Raw genomic sequence first — 18,228 nt, 5'->3', positions numbered from 1 at the left:
CGCCTATCCCTGATATAACTCAACTCCCTGAAGCGTCAGTCATGTTTATGAAATACCTGTTCATCCTTGGTGCGCGAGATCCTGAAATGATGCTCATCGAGACCCTGGTTCTTAGGGCACGGCATCGACTGGCCTATGCGCTGGCGGATGAGCGTCGGGTATACGCGGGCAATGCCTATAAAGCCGATCGCACATCTGCCCGCCAAGGCGAGCCCCATGGCCCTATCGTCTGGGTGGAATGCGGCCTCGCCGATACCTCCCAACCTCGTGATATTGTGGTAGACCATCATCATGAAGGCGATCCGGGGTATGACATGCCTCCGGCGCGCTACTGGGAAGGCTCCTCGCTGGGGCAGGTCTGCCAGCTGCTGGAGATCGAGCCGACCCCGGAGCTGCAACTGGCTGCCGCCGCCGACCATTGCCTGAGCGCAGCCTACAAGGGTCTCTGCCCCGGGGTCGATCCGGCTGATCTACGCGCGTGGCGTATCGCCTCCCGGTCGAACTGGCAAAAGATCAAACCTGATCAATTACGAGCCACGATCGAGGCGGCAATCGAACAGGTCAAGGCGCTCAAACCAATCTCCATCGCCGGCCATGAGTTCTTCGATGCCATGGATCACGACATCCCCGAACTCTCCGAGGCGTCCGCCATCTTGGGGCGCCCCGTCATGTACAGCATGCCGGAGCCACGGAGCGGACGTATCAAGGTCGGCGCCCTGAATGGCTCTCCAGACATGCTTCAGGCCTGGATGAACTGCGCCCGGGAGGTCTTGGGCCTTGAGGATGTGTACGGCAACCCGATTCGTGGATACGCCGGTGGGTATTTACGTGGGGATATCTTGCAACGTGCATGAGGCCTGGATCGCAACGTAGCGGTTTTCCTGGCTGTTGTGCAGTCGTCCCGGCAGGTAAAAGGTCCTATGAATACGTTCCTACGCCAAGACCTGACGCATGCCCAACAAACGAAGCACGCCTGATCCCACCCACGCCTCTCCCTCTACAGCCCCCGGCTTTGTCCGCGTCCGGGGCGCGCGTGAGCACAATCTCAAGAATGTAGATGTCGACATCCCCCGCGACAGCCTGGTTGTTTTTACCGGCGTTTCGGGCTCTGGCAAGTCCTCCCTTGCCTTTGGAACCCTGTACGCCGAGGCCCAGCGTCGTTACTTTGAATCGGTGGCACCCTATGCCCGTCGCCTGATCGATCAGGTAGGCGTACCGGATGTGGATGCCATAGAAGGATTGCCTCCGGCTGTTGCTCTCCAGCAGCAACGCGGCACGCCCAGCGCTCGCTCTTCGGTGGGTAGCGTCACTACCCTGTCCAGCCTGATCCGCATGCTGTACTCACGCGTCGGCACCTATCCGCCTGATCAGCCCATGCTCTACGCAGAGGACTTTTCGCCCAACACACCCCAAGGCGCCTGTCCTCAATGTCATGGGCTCGGACGAGTCTATGAAGTAACCGAGCAGTCTATGGTACCGGACGACTCGCTGACTATTCGCGAGCGGGCCATTGCCGCCTGGCCTACTGCCTGGCAGGGGCAGAATCTGCGGGACATTCTGGTAACCCTGGGCTACGACGTAGACATACCTTGGCGCGATATCCCCCAAAAGGATCGCGACTGGATTCTCTTTACTGAAGAACAGCCGACCGTTCCGGTCTATGCCGGCCTGACACCAGAGCAGACCCGCGAAGCCCTCAAGCACAAGCGCGAGCCCAGTTACATGGGCACCTTCACCGGTGCGCGCCGCTATGTGCTGCACACCTTTGCCCATTCGCAGAGCGCGTTAATGAAAAAGCGCGTATCCCAGTTCATGGTGGGTAGTCTGTGTCCGCTGTGTGAAGGTAAGCGCCTGAAGCGTGAGGCGCTGTCCGTCACCTTTGCCGGGCATGACATTGGCGAGCTGGCCCGCATGCCTCTGCTGACCCTGGTTGATGTCCTCACACCTGTTGCAGCCGGTGCGCTGGCTTCAGGGTCATCCCCCGTGGAGAAAACCTTCACAAGGGAAGAATCACGCCGCGCACGTGAAGCGCGTGCCCGGGAAGGTGGCGCTTCCCATGAGGCCGCCCCGGACGTGCGCCGTACGCCGACCCTGTCAGACGAAAAGCGCCTGGCGGCCCAACGTATCGCCCAGGATCTGCTGGAGCGCCTGACCACCCTGACCGAGCTAGGGCTGGGATACCTCTCCTTGGAACGCAGCACCCCAACATTGTCTTCGGGAGAGCTGCAACGTCTACGCCTTGCCACTCAGTTGAATTCGCAGCTTTTCGGAGTGATCTATGTGCTCGATGAACCGTCCGCCGGTCTGCATCCTGCTGACGGCGAAGCGTTGTTTACGGCTCTGGATCAACTCAAGGCGGCCGGCAATTCCTTGTTCGTAGTGGAACACGATCTAGAGACGATGCGTCGTGCAGACTGGCTGGTAGATGTGGGCCCTGCAGCAGGCGAATACGGTGGTACGGTTCTCTACAGCGGACCGCCCGCCGGATTGGCCCATGTCGAAGCGTCCCAAACGCGGGATTACCTGTTTGCGTCTCGGCGCACAGCAGCCCCCTTGAGACGCCCGCACCGCAAGCCGCTTCATTGGCTAAGACTAACCGGCGTAACGCGCAACAACCTCAAGGCCCTTGATGTTGCGTTTCCACTTGGCTGCTTTACCTCCGTTACCGGTATCTCTGGCTCCGGCAAATCGACTCTTGTCAGCCAGGCACTATTGGAGTTGGTCGGTGAGCACCTAGGCCGGCCACTGGCCGAGCGCGATGAAGACGAATCACCGCTGGACGAGGAGGCTCCTCAGCCGCTCTCAGGACAAATCATTGAAGGCATGGAGCATATTCGCCGACTGGTCCAGGTGGATCAGAAGCCGATCGGTCGCACACCGCGCTCCAACCTTGCCACTTATACAGGCCTTTTTGACGGCATCCGCAAACTGTTTGCCGCGACCCCGGAAGCCCGGAAACGGCGATATGACGCCGGTCGCTTTTCATTCAACGTAGCCAAGGGGCGTTGCCCGACCTGTGAGGGCGAAGGCTTCGTCAGTGTCGAACTGCTGTTCATGCCCAGCGTGTATGCGCCCTGCCCGACCTGCCATGGCGCCCGTTACAACGCCGAAACGCTGGAAGTCACCTGGCAAGGAAAAACCATTGCGGAAGTCCTGAACCTGACGGTAGAGGATGCCTGTACCTTTTTCGCGGAGGAAGCTGGCGTACTCCGTCCCTTGCACGTCCTGCGTGATATTGGTCTGGGCTATCTGCGCCTGGGGCAACCAGCCACGGAGCTTTCCGGCGGTGAAGCACAGCGCATCAAGCTGGCAACCGAGCTGCAACGTACCCAGCGCGGCGCTACGCTCTATGTACTTGATGAGCCTACAACGGGTCTACACCCTACTGATACGGACCTCCTGGTGCGCCAGCTCAACGGTCTGGTAGAGGCTGGCAATACAGTTGTTGTGGTTGAACATGACATGCGCGTCGTGGCGCAAAGCGATTGGGTCATCGATATCGGCCCAGGGGCTGGTGATAGAGGCGGACACATTGTCGCGAGCGGTACACCCGAGAGCGTTGCAAAAGAGACCAGCAGCAAGACCTCGCCTTACCTGCGGGCGGTACTGGAGAGCTGATCGGGTTCACATGCCAAGCGGTGCCTGGGAACCACCGGCCCGCTTGGCTGACAAACAGGGGCCGCTTTTTTGAAGGAATCAAAATGCCTCACGCCATCAATAAAGACACCAAGGTTTGCATGTCCCTGGCGGGACGCCCTGGCAACACCGGTACACGGTTTCACAATCATCTGTACGAAGCCCTGAACCTGAATTATCTCTACAAGGCGTTCACAACCACCGACCTGCCTGCTGCCATTGGCGGCATCCGAGCGCTTGGCATACGCGGATGCGCTATTTCCATGCCGTTCAAGGAAGCCTGCATTCCTCTTCTGGATGGCCTCGACCCTTCTGCCGCCGTGATCGATTCGGTCAATACTATTGTGAACGATGACGGTAAGCTGACAGGCTATAACACGGACTTTCTGGCTGTCGCCTCACTGCTTGATAGCCATCAGGTGTCTCGTGATCTGACGCTTGCGCTGCGGGGTAGCGGCGGTATGGCCAAAGCCGTGGCGTTTGCCTTGCGGGAGGCCGGCTTCAAGAAGGGACACATCGTGGCTCGCAATCCCACTACCGGCCGAGCCCTGGCTGAATCCTGCGGGTATGAGTGGACCGAATCCCTGGGCGACTTGCGCCCTGAACTCATCATCAATGTGACACCCGTAGGCATGACCGGCGGACCGGAAGCGGACGATCTGTCTTTTGATGACGAAGTGATTCAAAAGGCCAAAGTGGTATTTGATGTCGTGGCAATGCCATCCGAAACCCCACTCATCAAACGCGCCCGCGAACTGGGCAAGCCCGTCATTACCGGCGCAGAGGTTGTTGCCCTCCAGGCACTGGAGCAGTTTGTCCTGTACACCGGCATCCGCCCAAGTCCTGAGCAGGTTGAAGCCGCCGCGGCATACTCGCGCAACCAATAAAGGTAAATAGGGGCAACCGCACATGACGATTGCCCCGCTCTTGACCGTCAACGTTCGAAGGCACAGTGCTGTCTAACAGATTGTGCCTGAATATCACGCCTCGAACCGGCTTACCTCAAGTCCTGTTCCTACCGGCAGCAATACACTGGTAATGCCCGCCTTGGCTCGAATAGCGCGCCCATAGCGCTTCACATCGTCATTGCCGGGCCGGATCATATTATCCGCAACAATGATCGCACCCGGGTTGAGCTTGGGATAAAACGCCTCAAGACACGGTACATAGAGGTCTTTCCACAGATCAAGCAGGACAAAGTCCACTCTACCGGGTAGCGCCTCGATCAGCTGTACGGCATCACCGACCTGAAAGTCGATGTAGTCTGCAAGCCCTGCTTTTTCGGCCATCTCCCGTGCATAGAGTGACTTGTACTCATGCAGCTCCAGAGTAATCAGCTGTCCACCCGTTGCGCGTGCAGCCTCGCCAAGCCAGATTCCGGAATAGCCAAAAGAGGTACCAATTTCCAGAATCGTAGGGGTCTCCAGGCTTTTCGCCAAGATATTGATCAGCTGTCCGGTTTGCGGTCCGACAGCGCGCATGCGTTGATCCTGCCCGCCGTCACGTCCGCCAGGAGGAAGCTCGCGGGGCGCGCTTTGCTCTTTGTGTATCCGCGCGTGATAAGTCTCAAGCACCGTATTGATTTTCTCGTCCATATCCTTTCCTTGCCTGTTCGTTCGATAGCCACACAGGTGCCGCCTTCTCGCGCCACCTTAATGGTTATTGCATGCGGAACGTGTAGGGGCTATAGAAATCCGAGCCGGCCCACGGACGAGTCTCCTCGTTGAAAAGAGGCTTACCCTGCTTATAGCTTTCAGCGTTGGCTGGGTCGCCCTTGCCGTCGTAAGCTGCCACATACGGATAGGGATAGACCGGCCGCGAACGGATCACCTTTTCATCTTTTACTACCGGCTTTTTCATGAGGTTTGGAGCATCCTTCATCTTCTTGAAGCCAGGAGCGCCCTTCATGGGTCTATCCGTCGGTGCGCCAAAGTGGCCCATGACGTTTTGCCCATCGGTCTGGTTTGTAAGGATGGCTTCAGGTGCTTGTCCGCCCTCAACCCAGGAGAGCATGGGTGTCAACAGGTCAAGCTTCGCCGGGCCTTCACCTTGACCACAATGGTAGACGCCTGGCAACAGGTAAAGCCGTTCGAAGGTTGAAGCCTGCTCCTTGCCCATGACGCGCTGAACAGCCTCGTGATACGCAATGGAGTTAATGGGCGAGATATGCGGATCAGCCCAGCCATGCCAGATGATGAGCTTGCCGCCAGCCTTGGCAAAGGCTGATAGGTCCGGGTTGGTTGCATCATAAAACGCATGCAACGGCCTTAGGCGGTCAAAGGTCTTCAAGTCGAATTGCATATCCGAGAGTTTGAAGTCCTTGCCCGGACTCTGCTCAAATGACAGCCATTGCAGTGCGCCCATGGCAATCATTTTGCTGAAAATAGGATCGTCATGGCTTTGCGGAACAAAGACATCCGCCCACGCCAATTCAGATCCCGGCTGCGGTCCACCAGCAATCAGCCGCTGGCCAGTCGCAGGATCTTTAGGTCCTTCGTACAAGCGACGCACCACGCTAACCTCGGCCGCAGTCAGACAGTTAGGGCTATCGCCTTTCTGCTCGCTCTTGCATTGCAACGTGCCCGGATCAAAATGGCAGGCCCGCGGGTCGGAAATCAGACCATCGACCTGCCCATCCAACGCGTCACAGTGATTGAGTACAGCCCTGTGAATCAACGGAAGGCGAGAGGCTATCAGAACAGCCTTACCGTCTGGGCTGGTGTTCGTACGTGCCTGCCAGGCGTGATACATCGCATTCTGGGTCTGGAAGTTCATCGCCGCGGCACCGGCAATGATGCCATTGAAATCGTTTGGATAGCGCTGCGCCTCCATCAACGCTTCGCGTCCGCCATCAGAGCAACCGTTAAAGTAGGAGTAGGCCTCACTACGACCATAAAAGGCATGGATCAGCTTTTTGGCGGCCAGGGCCGTAAGATGCACACCGCGAAAGGCAAAGTCTTGACGCTTTTGCGAATCTTCTCCGAACGACTCCTCGCCCTGGTGTCCCATGTCCGTGCTTGCCGTGACAAAGCCGCCTGTATCGAGCGGCGTACACCCTTCGGCCGCACCGACCTCAAGCGAGATACGGCCACATAATCCACCGCATCCCACCTGCAGATAGCGCTGAGTCCAGCTGTGCAAGGGAAGAACTACCTTGAAGCCAATCGAGGGGGCCAGCGCCCCCTCAACCGCACACACTGCTACGCCATTATCAGAGGTTTCAGTGGCTGAAGTGATCGAACTGCCCTTACCGCCAATGTCGCTCATATCGAGACTTTTAAGCGACGAACAAGCCTGAGCAGGTTGGACGATAGGCAGTGATTGAGACAACGCCAGCGAAGCAGCTGAATTATCTTCCTGGGTAGCAGCGCCCGCCACACTGGCAGCTGATGAACACACCCATAACGTAACGGCCATACAGGCGCGTCTGAGACGTTCGTTGTACATGGGACGATCTCTATGAATACTTAAAAACAGGTTAGCTTCCAGGCATACCGCTTGTGCAGTGACTACTGCTGCTGCAATCGACTGCCAGTGCCGGTAGTACAGGGCTATCCTGGGTTATCCCATCAGGTATTTGACGCATGGCTGAATCAGTCAGGCTGTCGCTCATGCTTTTTTCAGCCTCAAGTGTGAGTAACAACTGTGCAGGCAATGTGAAGATTGGGCTATGTCCTTGAAAACGTCAGACACACCCGCCTAAATATAACTAGCAGTACCCTTCAGGCCCGCTCCTTATGAAGCTCAGCATTTCCACAAAAGCCTTTATTGCCATACAAACGCTGTCGGTCCTGGCAGTGCTCAGCATGGGGTTTGCCGCCTACTGGAGCTTTACCCGCAGCTTTGTAGGCTTTCTGAACGAGCAGGCTATTATTCGCATGACCAATGCCATTCCAACATTGGAAGATGCCTATACCCAACATGGCAGCTGGCAGTTTCTGGTAGGAACGCATGTTCAATGGTTCGAACTCTTGAGTACCAGTCTCAGGCAGCATGAAGGTGAGCCCCATACCCGACGCGAGCCTCCCATAGCCGATCTGACGGGAGCGCATATGCGCTTCACCCTTCTGGATGCCCAGCACCGCTATATCAATGGTTATCCCAACTACAAGGACATCGCCACCTTCAAACCGGTACAGGCAAACGGTATGGTTGTAGGCTGGATGGGCATGACGCCCTTCGAGAGCGTTACGGCCATTGGTGATGAGCGCTTTCAACAAGACCAGGTTCGCTCAATCTGGTTGATCGTGGGCGCCAGTTTGATCATCTCCTCCTTCATTGCCTGGCGTATTGCCCGCACGCTGTCGCGTCCGATCAGGCAGGTGGCATTGGCTACCCATCGGCTGGCCCGAGGAGAGTACAGCACACGGGTTGGCGTCCACTCACAGGATGAAGTGGGCCAGCTTGCTCAGGACTTCAATCAGATGGCCAAAACCCTGGAAAACAACGAGAACATGCGGCGCCACTTCATGGCGGATATCTCCCATGAGCTAAGAACGCCACTTGCTGTCCTGAAAGGGGAAATGGAGGCGCTTGAAGATGGCATTCGCCCGCTGACCAAGGAGGCAATTGCCTCCCTTCAGGCCGAAGTGGAATCCCTGAGCAAGCTGGTTGACGATATTTTTGCCCTATCCCTTTCTGAGCTGGGTGCTCAGGCCTACCAAAAGCGTCCAGTGCAGTTGGAGTCCGTTCTTTATGGCATTGCCGCTACGTTTGAAAGGCGCTGCTTGGTAAACACGCTATCGTTAACCCTGGAAATACCCGGCGAACCGCTGTGGATCAGCGGTGATGAAAGTCGGCTTCAACAACTCTTTACTAACTTGCTGGAAAACAGCCTGCGTTATACCGATGCGGGCGGTCATATCCTGATACGCGCTCGACGAGAGCGAGACGGCATCCTCATCAGCTGTGAAGACTCCGCGCCAGGCGTATCCGAAGAGCAACTGGGCCGCCTGTTCGAGCGATTCTACCGAGTCGAGCAATCACGCAACCGGGCCACTGGCGGCGCTGGGCTTGGGCTGGCGATTTGCCGCGGTATTGTCGAAGCCCATGGTGGGCGAATTGACGCCACATCCTCGCCCTTGGGCGGGCTCTGCGTGACATTGCAGTTTGATCCCCTGCCTGACTTGGCGAGTAACTAAAGATGCCGCACCGCTCCTCTCTCTCAACACCTACCATCCTGATTGTGGAAGACGAACCCAAGCTGGCCGCGCTCCTGGCAGATTACGTCAGAGCGGCCGGCTGGAATGCCCAGCTGGTCATGAACGGTCTTGAGGTGCTGCCTGCTTTTACGCAATACAGCCCAAGCCTGGTCCTGCTTGACCTCATGCTGCCCGGCAAGGACGGAATTGAGGTGTGTCACGAGATTCGCGCCATCAGCCAGACGCCTGTGATCATGGTAACAGCCAGGGTGGAAGAAGTGGATCGCTTGCTGGGCCTGGAGATTGGCGCGGATGACTACATCTGCAAACCTTTCAGTCCGCGCGAAGTCATTGCCCGGATCAAGGCCGTGCTGCGTCGAACGCAAACACCTGCGCCAGCCCTGCCAGGCGGCTTGAGTATTGATACCGACCGCTACCAGGCCTTTCTTAACGGAGCCCTGCTTGATCTGACGCCTGTAGAGTTTCGCCTGCTGATGACCTTTGCCGAACACCCTGAGCAAGTCTTCTCACGCGATCAGCTCATGAACAACCTGTATCAGGATCACCGCATCGTATCGGACAGAACGGTAGACAGCCACGTCAGCAATTTGCGTCGCAAACTACAGCAACACCTGCCCAATCAAGAGTTCATTCGCTCGGTATATGGCGTAGGTTACAGCTTCAAGTTGGACTAGTCAGAGTCGGCACTGGCCTCTACTTACTCCCTTTCATGTGTCATAGACTTCAGGCGCTTCCGACAAATAGCCTGACTACTGGCTTTCATACGTATGCATTCATTGCGGGTAAAGAGCCGCCACAAAAGAACATTTTATAAAACAAACATAACGTCACTTACTTTAATAAATCCAAAAAGATATCAATTCGATATCAAATAGATATTTAACCCAATAAGGACAATCGGTCTTGCAATATAAAAAATCCCCTCTTTAATAAGACTATCCTTAATCATAAAGAGGAGAATACCAGACTGATGATATCTTTTACCTAAAGCATCCTGGAAGCATGCTTTCCTCGCAAGTCGTTCAGACTGGATTGTTAAAACTATTCATGTATGTAAACTTTTGCGGGAAAACGCATATGAAGTACCTTGGCGAACTTTATTTTATTAAGCGTATATCAAAATTTCAGTTAGCAATAATACTTGCTGGAGCCTTTGGATTTTTAAATGGTAACGTAAAAGCCCAGAGCGCTGGCTTTGAACTTCTAGGCTTGAATATGTCGGGTGCCGGCTTTGCTCCGCAGGTTCTTCCTGGCATTAATGAAAAGAACTATGTATTTCCTACAGAAAATTACTTTAAGTATTGGAGCAGCCAGGGCATCAGACTGATTCGTTTCCCCATTATTTGGGAGAGACTTCAATCAAACCTCGGGGGGCCTCTTGATCAAAACTATATCGCCTTGGTGGATAGAACCTTTGCTTACGCTCAGAAGTATAATATGAAAGTTATTCTGGACCTTCATAATTATGCGCGATACAAGGGGCAGATCATAGGAACCTCCGCTGTACCCTACTCCCGTTACAAGGAAATAATGACCCATATCGCTACCAAGTGGAGTAGCCAACCGGCACTGTTTGCCTATGACATCATGAACGAGCCCAATGGAGCTCTCGCTTATTGGCCAACCGCCGCTCAATATGGGATAGATGGCGTACGTGTCATTGATAAAACAAAGCCAATTATTATCGAGGGCAACGGCTGGGCCAGCGCAACCCGATGGCCGGAATGGAACGACTCTTTGCTCAACCTGAAGGACCCGGCAAATAATATCGTCTATTCCGCTCACTCTTATTTCGACGAAAATGCAGGTGGGAACTACCAGGCGGTAGATGTCGGAAAACTAGACCCCATGTATGGCGTAACGCGAGTAAAACCGTTTGTAGAATGGCTCAAGAAAAATGGCAAACGAGGCTACATCGGAGAGTTCGGGGTTCCAGATAATGACCCCCGCTGGCTAGCCATGATGGACAACATGCTGGCGTATCTGAAGCAGAATTGCATTCCAGCTACCTATTGGGCAGCAGGGCCAGGCTGGGGAAATTATTTTATGTCTGTGGAGCCTGTTGGCGGTCGCGAGAGACCGCAATGGGCAACGCTAAAGAAATACATCAACAACACCAGCTGTTCAACGTTTGGTCCACCTAAATAGCGCTGCGCAGCGGAGGCTCCTAGCGTATGCCTGCATGCGTCTTGCCAAGATAGAAGAGGCTTTTGCAAACGTTGTAAAAGCCTCCATGAGCAGTAGCGCTCACCGACCACGCAGCAGACATCCAATACTTATAGGAACGAAAACGGATAATTAATGATCAGCCTGTTCTCATCGATATCCCTGCCATAACTGCTCCGGTAGATTGCGTTTCGCCAGCGTATCGAAAGCCCTTTCGGGCCCTGCTGAACGACATACGTCACGTCTATATCACGTTCCCACTCATGGCCTCCTCCGACTTTATCCAGATGCGAGCCGTGGATATAACTCGTAAAGAAACTGAGTCCCGGCAGCCCCATCGGGGCAAAATCATAGCCATAGCGCACCTGCCAGCTCCGCTCACCTGCGGTGCCAAAGTCATGGTATTGCACATAATTCGGCAGGTACGGATTGTTGATATAAGGAAAGCCGCTTGAGCCTTCCAGATGTTGATAAACTGCCGTAAAGCTATGGCCTTTCACACTGTACGTCAGGGATCCGCTGTATACATCGCTCTCTATTTCCCCCACCCGCGCCGCACCTGTGTCACGGCTAAAAAAAGTCCTTAGATCGGCCTCTACCGTTCCTTCGCCCCATTTCTGGCGGTGAGTAAGCCCTAGAAAATGCTGCCGATAGACACCCTGTAATTCGCCGTAGTAATAGCTGGCCGTCAGTGCTGGCGTGACAGTATAACTGCCACCCCCATAACGGAAATGATCGCCCTCACCTGTCGCGCGGAAGCGACCCTCTTTGGTGGCTATCATGATTTTTTGCAGATCGGTCGAGTCAGGGGTGGTGGTACGGTCGAACTGAGCAACGTTGAGCGAAAGCCCTGTGATTTCATTCGAGCTGATCTGCGTTCCCTGGTAAAACTGAGGAAACATCCGGCTACCGTTGAACTGAAGGACCGGAACCTTTGGCAAGGCAATTCCTTGACGCAGCACCGTCTTGGAATACTTGATTTTGGCCGCTATACCGCCCTTTGAATATTCCTCTGCCGCTTCTCCCGAGTTGGTCTTGGGCAGCAGGCCACTCCCTGTACGATCAGGACTGGAATCAAGCTTGAGTCCCCAAAAGCCCATCGCATCAAGGCCCAGACCTACCGTCCCCTCGGTAAATCCGGACTCGTACTGCAGCAAAAGCCCTTGAGCCCACTCATCCCGCTTCGAAACACCGGCCTCTTCCCGAAAGTCACCGTTGTAATAGAAGTTACGGATATCGAGTCGGGCCTTGCTGTCATCCATGAAGCCAGCAGCCCATAACGGTAGAGAGCAAAGCATGCCTAAGGTGAATACGGTATGGCGCAGGATATGAATCATTGTTGTTTTCTCCAGGCGCAAGAGAGCACTGCCCGGCATAACCGGACAGGACCAAGATAAACGGCGGGATTTAGTGCTTGTGGTGGAGCTCTTGGGCCAGCTTGTCGCGGTCCAGTTCTTTCTCCCATGAGGACACTACGAGCGTAGCTACGCCGTTGCCGACCAGGTTTGTCATTGCAAGGCCCGTCCCCATGAAGCGGTGGATACCCAGGATCAACACCATGCCAGCCACTGGCACCACTGGAATCACCATCAAGGTACTGGTCAACATCACAAAAGCCGCGCCCGACACACCACTGGCACCTTTGGAGGTCAGCATCGCCACGATGACCAGAGTCAGTTGCTGACTTAAGCTCAAATCAATGTTCAGAGCCTGGGCAATGAAGAGCACCGCCATGGTCAGGTAGATATTGGTGCCGTCCAGGTTGAACGAGTACCCCGTAGGTACAACTAACCCCACAACCGACTTGGAGCAACCCAGGCGCTCCATTTTTTCCATGATCTGCGGTAGCACCACTTCGGATGAGCTCGTTCCCAACACGACCAGCAGCTCATCCTTGATATACGCTATAAAGCGCAGGATGCTGAAACCAGAGAGCCGTGCAACGCCTCCCAGCACCACGACAATGAACAGAACGCAGAGCAGATAGAAGCTGCCGATCAGTTTAAACAGGGGTAGCAGTGAGGCGGCGCCATAAGTACCAACCGTAAATGCAATAGCGCCAAACGCCCCGATGGCTGACAGCTTAGCAATGATATGCACAATGCGAAAGAACACACCCGACAGGCCTTCTATCATGTCGTAGACCGGCTTGCCCTTCTCACCCATGGCCGACAGCGCACATCCAAAGAACACCGAAACCAGAAGAATGCACAGTACATTTCCTTCTGCAAATGCCTGAAAAAAGGTGGTAGGAATAATGCTCATCAGAAAGTCGACCATATGCAGGTGCTTGGCCTTTTCTGCAAAGCCCGTAACCGCCGAGGCATCCAGGGTGCTGGGGTCGATATTGAATCCACCACCGGGATTGAACAGGTGTCCGCCAATCAAGCCAATGATAAGGGAGAGGGTTGAAATGATTTCAAAGTAAAGCAAGGCCTTACCGCCTACTCGCCCTACTTTCTTCAGGTCCTGCATGCCGGCAATACCGATGACCACGGTACAGAATACGACCGGCCCGATAATCATCTTGATGAGCTTGATAAACGCATCACCGAGCGGCTTGAGATCCGCTGCAAAGTCAGGCCAAAAATGCCCGACGACCACGCCGAGCAGAATGCCTATCAGTACCTGAACATACATGGCGCGGTAAAACGGTTGCTTGGTCTTGACGGTGTTTTGGGTTGACGCACCTACGGGGGTGGTGGCCTGCGAGAGAGGATTCATATAGGACTCCACTACCAGTCATTGTTGTTGGATTTGGTGTGGCGAAGGCGCTCTATCAGCGCCCATAAAGCGTCATGGGGTTATCTACCAGAAGTTTCTGGCGAAGCGCCGGATCAGCGCAGAAGCGAAACATCAGGTCTACCAAACCGCCATCGTTGGGCATGTCACGGGTGATATTTGGATGCGGCCAGTCAGTCCCCCAGAGCACGCGATCAGGCGCATGTTCAATGAGCCGTTCGGCAAATGGAATGGCATCCTCGAAGGGTTTGCGTCCTGCTGAAACGCGCTCTGCACCACAGACCTTGACCCAGGCCAGCGGGTTTTCCATAAGTTCCAGCAGGGCTTTGAATGGTGCCTGATCAAGTCCCTCCTGAGCCTTGACACGCCCCATATGGTCAATGATGAAAGGAACCCCGATACGCTCCAACCGATCGGCATAAGTAACGATATCCTGAGCATCCAAATGCAGTACCACATGCCAGCCCAGCGGTTCCAGGCGTTCCAATACCTGATCAAATAGCTCTAGGTCGGGTGCACCACCCAAGTGGGCTACAAAGTTGAAGCGTACGCCGCGAACGCCACCAGCATCCATTTCAGCCAATTGCGCATCGCTTTCACGGCCGTTGACAATGGCCACACCTCGATAGCGTCCTTCACTACGCGCGATAGCGTCGAGCATGGCCCGGTTATCGCTGCCATGGCAGCTCGCCTGTACGATCACAGCCCGACTAAAGCCTAGAAAATCATGAAGATTACGTAAGGTTTCAAAGGGTGCATCCGGTGGCGTGTAGCTACGATCCGGAGCGTACGGGAATCGACTACTTGGGCCGAACACATGGCAATGGGCATCCCATGCACCTTCCGGCAGGGTATGGTGTGGCTTGGTAGGTTGGGGATCAGGTGCCAGACAGCTTTTCATCACGTCTCCTCGTTCATTGTGATTATTCGAAGGGATACGTCGATGGTGACGGCTATTTCTTGGAGCAACAATAAAGCCTGGGTTCTAGCAGCTATGCAGGATTTGCATAACGGGTCAGCGGCTATGCACGTGTTCGCGGACCATCGCCAGCGTTTGGTCAGCCAATCGCGTCAGGGGCCGCTGCGCGGCGGTTGTAACAAACAGATGCGTATGAACAACCGGGTCGATAATAGCTGCCGAGCGCAGGCCTTCTGGTACATAAGGCCCGGACAACGCCGTACGGAACAGAATGCCGTAGCCCAACCCCAGGGCCACCAGCTCAAGCAGAGAAGGAATGCCATCCACCTCAAGCGCGACATCCAGCTCGACGGTATGGCGAGCTGCCTCGGACTCAACCAGGCGACGCAAAGAATGGGGTTGGCTCGGAATGATCAAGGGATAGCGGCCCAGTTCTTTGAGCGGGATTTCATCTGGTAGATTCGAGGATTTTGCACCCACCAGCACTAGCGGCTCCGAGTGCAAATGCTCATAACAGAGTTGGGCATTCTGGGCCGGGTTGAACAGTAGCGCAAAATCCAGCCGTCCTAGCAGCAGCCACTCCCGTATCGAGTGCGTCAGCCCTTCCTTAATGCCCAGCGCGCAGTGAGGAAAGCGCTCGCGAAAGGCCGTTACCAGCCCGACGGTGTGGCAGCGTGCAATGCTCGGCGGCAAGCCGATAACCACTTTGCCCGACAAGGTGTCCCGCTGCTCACGCAATTCCTCCCGAGCCACCTGAACCTGCCGTAAGATGCCTTGCCCATGCTCGAACAACCGCATCCCGGAGGCCGTCAGCGTGACACCACGGCCATTGCGCAGCAGCAGATGCTCCTGCAACTCGACCTCTAACTGACGCACCTGCCGGCTGACCACCGATTGGGACAGGCCAAGTACCGCCGCAGCCTTGGTAAAGCTACCGAACTCGGCGACCCGTACAAAGCACTCCAATTGCTTGAGGTCCATGAACACATGATCTCATACGGCAAAAGGGCAGCTTATCGCCTTTCTGCAGATGAGAGTACCCGACGTCTTCAGACCTTGCCGGACCAGACCGATGCCGGTATACACACTACACCGTTAAACAACAACCGCGCGGTACGCAGCAGTCCACATCCGGCCAACTCACCCTGCCGACGATGGAGCTCGACAGTAAATTCTCCCGTGGGATGTTCAACAGAGAGCCGCAACGAGTCGCCCTGCTCTACCCGGGCCAACCCATCAGCCACCGAGCCTTCGATCAGACAGGCCGAGGCCACGCTTACCGCACCGAAAACGCCAATAGAGGCGTGGCAGCGATGGGGAATAAAAGTTCGGCTACTGATAGCACCACCCGCTTGGGGTTCAGCAATCAAGCACATTTTGGGGACTGTACGGTGGGTAACATCCCCCAGGTTCATACGCGGCCCGGCCTGAAGACGAATCGACTCGATTCTGGTCTTAAGTTCGGTATCGCCATCCAGCTGCTCACGCGTCTCATAACCGGTGCGACCCAGATCGGCCGCTCGAAGCAGCACTACCGGCATGCCATTATCGATACAGGTCACCTCAATCCCATCAAACGTGTCGCACACGTTTCCGGTCGGTAACAGCGCACCACAACTAGAGCCAGCAATATCCTCGAATTCAACAATCAGCGGAGCGGCCGTACCCGGTACGCCATCAATGCGGGCATCGCCTTCATACTGCACCTCACCGTTTGGCGTAAGTACATTCGCAACGGCAATCTGACCGGTGTTTTCCATGAAGATACGAACCTGAGTTGTATCTTCCAGCACAGGAACCAGTCCTTGTTCTATGGCAAACGGGCCAACACCCGCCAGAATATTGCCGCAGTTCTGCCCATAGTCGACTCGCGCTTCCTCTACCAGTACCTGAGCGAACAGGTAGTCCACATCGACATCCGGTCGCTCGGAGCGCTTGATGATCGCAACCTTACTGGTCAGCGAATCTGCGCCGCCGATACCGTCAATCTGGCGCTTGTCAGGCGAGCCCATAACGGCCAGCAGGACTTTTTCCCGCAGTGCTCCATCGTTAGGAAGATCAGTGGCGAGAAAGTAGGCTCCCTTGGAAGTACCGCCGCGCATCATCAGGCAAGGAATACGAGTCTGTCCCATGGTTCAGCCCTCCAGCTCGTCCAGACTATCAACGTACCGAAGGCCCTTTTCGGCCAGGCGAGGACGCATGTTGTAGATGTCGAGCCCTAATTCGCCATTAGCCAGCCGAATCCGCTTCTGCTCTTCGGCATCGGCCCGCTTGCGACTGGCCTCGACCACGGTTTGCACCTCGGCACGCCGAACCACCACAACGCCATCGTCATCAGCCACAATAACGTCGCCGGGGTTGATCAGCTGGCCGGCACAAATCACTGGAATGTTGACCGAGCCGAGCGTTTCCTTGACCGTGCCCTGGGCATAGACCGCTTTCGACCACACGGCAAAGCCCATCTCCCGCAGCGTGCGGCTATCGCGCACACCTGCATCGACCACCAGCCCACGTACACCGCGTGCTTTGAGCGAGGTCGCCAGCAGATCACCAAAGTAACCATCGTGGCATGGCGAACTGGGTGCTACGACCAGGATATCGCCCGGCTGGCACTGCTCTACCGCAACATGGAACATCCAGTTGTCCCCAGGTGCTACCAGTACAGTTACAGCCGAACCGCTGATGCCATAATCCTGCTGAATCGGGCGAATATCTGGAGCCAGCAGCCCTTTGCGACCCTGAGCTTCGTGAACGGTTGCCACACCATACTGACCCAGCTCATCAACCAGCCCCACTTCGGCCCGTGCGATAGTGCGGACTACAACGCCGTTCTTGCCGATCAAGCTGCTCATCCCAGATTCTCCGTCACGCGTGGGAAGATGCTCTGGTAGCCCTCACCGTAGATGATGTTCTTACTGGAGGTAATGCCTACGTTGCGCTTGGCCTGTACGCCACGTTGTAGCGCTACACGGGTGTAGTACTCCCACAAGTGTTCCTGGCCAGCCATGCACTGAATAGCGGCATACTTCTTGTCCCACACGTCGGTGATGTCTAGCAGTACGTCCGGGCGCCATTCGCACTGCTCAGGCTGGTGCGGCTCGAAGCAATAGACGGGCGGCGCACCGACAATTTTCTCGCCCGGCTTGTAGCCTTCTGCCTGAGCGATGATGCGCGCTTCCTGTGCCAGGTGCGTAGCCAGTGGATGGTCGTAGTTGTAGGGGTCCTTCAGCGAGTGACTAAGCACAAATTCCGGCTGTACGCGGCGGAACACATCGGCCAGACGAAACAGCGTTTCCTTGTCGGCACGCATAGGGTAATCACCGATGTCGAAGAACTCGACAGTGGCACCCAGTATCTCAGCTGCCGCCTGCGCCTCTTCACGGCGCGCCGCCTTGACCTTCTCTTCGGTCATTTCGCCCTTGCGCCAGAGTTTGGCCGACTCGCCCCGCTCACCAAAGGACAGGCAGACGACATGCACGTCATAACCCTGCCCGACATGCAGAGCGATAGCGCCACCTGCACGCCAGACGAAATCAGCGGAATGGGCGCTGACGACCAGAGCAGTTTTTTTGTTGGAATCGATCATGTCCAGGCTCCTCATGT

15 protein-coding genes are annotated in these 18,228 nt (G+C 55.6%); 6 read left to right on the top strand and 9 right to left on the bottom strand.

Features of this window, described 5'->3' with window-relative positions:
- Positions 1-41 precede the first annotated feature (41 nt).
- From JQR90_RS09535 to JQR90_RS09525, 3 genes are all read left to right on the top strand, one after another.
- Positions 42-854 carry a hypothetical protein gene (locus tag JQR90_RS09535; protein ID WP_010798228.1) on the top strand — a complete coding sequence of 271 codons (813 nt, stop codon included), beginning with the start codon at positions 42-44 and terminating at the stop codon, positions 852-854.
- Between the two features lie 97 nt (positions 855-951).
- The gene (uvrA, locus tag JQR90_RS09530) at positions 952-3,618 is read left to right on the top strand and encodes an excinuclease ABC subunit UvrA (protein WP_010798227.1); all 2,667 of its coding nucleotides are present in this window, start codon (positions 952-954) and stop codon (positions 3,616-3,618) included.
- A gap of 83 nt (positions 3,619-3,701) precedes the next feature.
- A complete protein-coding gene (locus JQR90_RS09525) occupies positions 3,702-4,523 on the top strand; it encodes a shikimate 5-dehydrogenase (RefSeq protein ID WP_010798226.1) in 822 nt (273 codons plus the stop codon).
- Positions 4,524-4,616: 93 nt separating this feature from the next.
- On the opposite strand, the gene JQR90_RS09520 is transcribed toward JQR90_RS09525, so the two are convergent.
- Both JQR90_RS09520 and JQR90_RS09515 read right to left on the bottom strand, forming a co-directional pair.
- Positions 4,617-5,231, bottom strand: coding sequence for an O-methyltransferase (locus JQR90_RS09520; protein WP_010798225.1), 615 nt, complete (start codon positions 5,229-5,231; stop codon positions 4,617-4,619).
- A 64-nt stretch (positions 5,232-5,295) separates the two neighbouring features.
- Positions 5,296-7,083, bottom strand: coding sequence for a tannase/feruloyl esterase family alpha/beta hydrolase (locus JQR90_RS09515; protein WP_286790699.1), 1,788 nt, complete (start codon positions 7,081-7,083; stop codon positions 5,296-5,298).
- 290 nt (positions 7,084-7,373) lie between these two features.
- Here JQR90_RS09515 and baeS point away from each other — a divergent pair, with 290 nt between their 5' ends.
- The 3 genes from baeS (at position 7,374) to JQR90_RS09500 (ending at position 10,946) form a co-directional block, all read left to right on the top strand.
- Positions 7,374-8,777 carry a sensor histidine kinase efflux regulator BaeS gene (baeS, locus tag JQR90_RS09510; RefSeq protein ID WP_010798223.1) on the top strand — a complete coding sequence of 468 codons (1,404 nt, stop codon included), beginning with the start codon at positions 7,374-7,376 and terminating at the stop codon, positions 8,775-8,777.
- Positions 8,778-8,779: 2 nt separating this feature from the next.
- A complete protein-coding gene (locus JQR90_RS09505; RefSeq protein ID WP_010798222.1) occupies positions 8,780-9,472 on the top strand; it encodes a response regulator in 693 nt (230 codons plus the stop codon).
- A 403-nt stretch (positions 9,473-9,875) separates the two neighbouring features.
- Positions 9,876-10,946, top strand: a complete 1,071-nt coding sequence (locus JQR90_RS09500) for a glycoside hydrolase family 5 protein (protein WP_010798221.1) — start codon at positions 9,876-9,878, stop codon at positions 10,944-10,946.
- A 128-nt stretch (positions 10,947-11,074) separates the two neighbouring features.
- On the opposite strand, the gene JQR90_RS09495 is transcribed toward JQR90_RS09500, so the two are convergent.
- The 7 genes from JQR90_RS09495 to galB form a co-directional block, all read right to left on the bottom strand.
- A complete protein-coding gene (locus tag JQR90_RS09495) occupies positions 11,075-12,301 on the bottom strand; it encodes an OprD family porin (RefSeq protein WP_010798220.1) in 1,227 nt (408 codons plus the stop codon).
- A gap of 70 nt (positions 12,302-12,371) precedes the next feature.
- On the bottom strand, positions 12,372-13,688 hold the full coding sequence (locus tag JQR90_RS09490; protein ID WP_010798219.1) for a dicarboxylate/amino acid:cation symporter: 1,317 nt from the start codon (positions 13,686-13,688) through the stop codon (positions 12,372-12,374).
- A gap of 55 nt (positions 13,689-13,743) precedes the next feature.
- Positions 13,744-14,607 (bottom strand): amidohydrolase family protein, encoded by an 864-nt coding sequence (locus JQR90_RS09485; protein WP_010798218.1) that lies wholly within the window; start codon positions 14,605-14,607, stop codon positions 13,744-13,746.
- A gap of 114 nt (positions 14,608-14,721) precedes the next feature.
- Positions 14,722-15,606: a LysR family transcriptional regulator gene (locus JQR90_RS09480; protein ID WP_010798217.1), complete on the bottom strand. Its 885-nt coding sequence runs from the start codon at positions 15,604-15,606 to the stop codon at positions 14,722-14,724.
- Positions 15,607-15,674: 68 nt separating this feature from the next.
- Positions 15,675-16,757 (bottom strand): 4-oxalomesaconate tautomerase, encoded by a 1,083-nt coding sequence (locus JQR90_RS09475; protein WP_010798216.1) that lies wholly within the window; start codon positions 16,755-16,757, stop codon positions 15,675-15,677.
- Between the two features lie 3 nt (positions 16,758-16,760).
- Positions 16,761-17,477 (bottom strand): 4-carboxy-4-hydroxy-2-oxoadipate aldolase/oxaloacetate decarboxylase, encoded by a 717-nt coding sequence (locus tag JQR90_RS09470; protein ID WP_010798215.1) that lies wholly within the window; start codon positions 17,475-17,477, stop codon positions 16,761-16,763.
- Positions 17,474-18,211, bottom strand: coding sequence for a 4-oxalmesaconate hydratase (gene galB, locus JQR90_RS09465; RefSeq protein WP_010798214.1), 738 nt, complete (start codon positions 18,209-18,211; stop codon positions 17,474-17,476). The genes JQR90_RS09470 and galB overlap by 4 nt, the downstream gene beginning before the upstream one ends.
- Positions 18,212-18,228: the final 17 nt, after the last annotated feature.

Source organism: Pseudomonas sp. JZ114 (assembly GCF_051027705.1).
Classification (GTDB): domain Bacteria; phylum Pseudomonadota; class Gammaproteobacteria; order Pseudomonadales; family Pseudomonadaceae; genus Chryseomonas; species Chryseomonas luteola.
The sequence above is the reverse complement of the archived record's forward strand: the minus strand, read 5'-3'. Positions and strand labels throughout refer to the sequence as shown.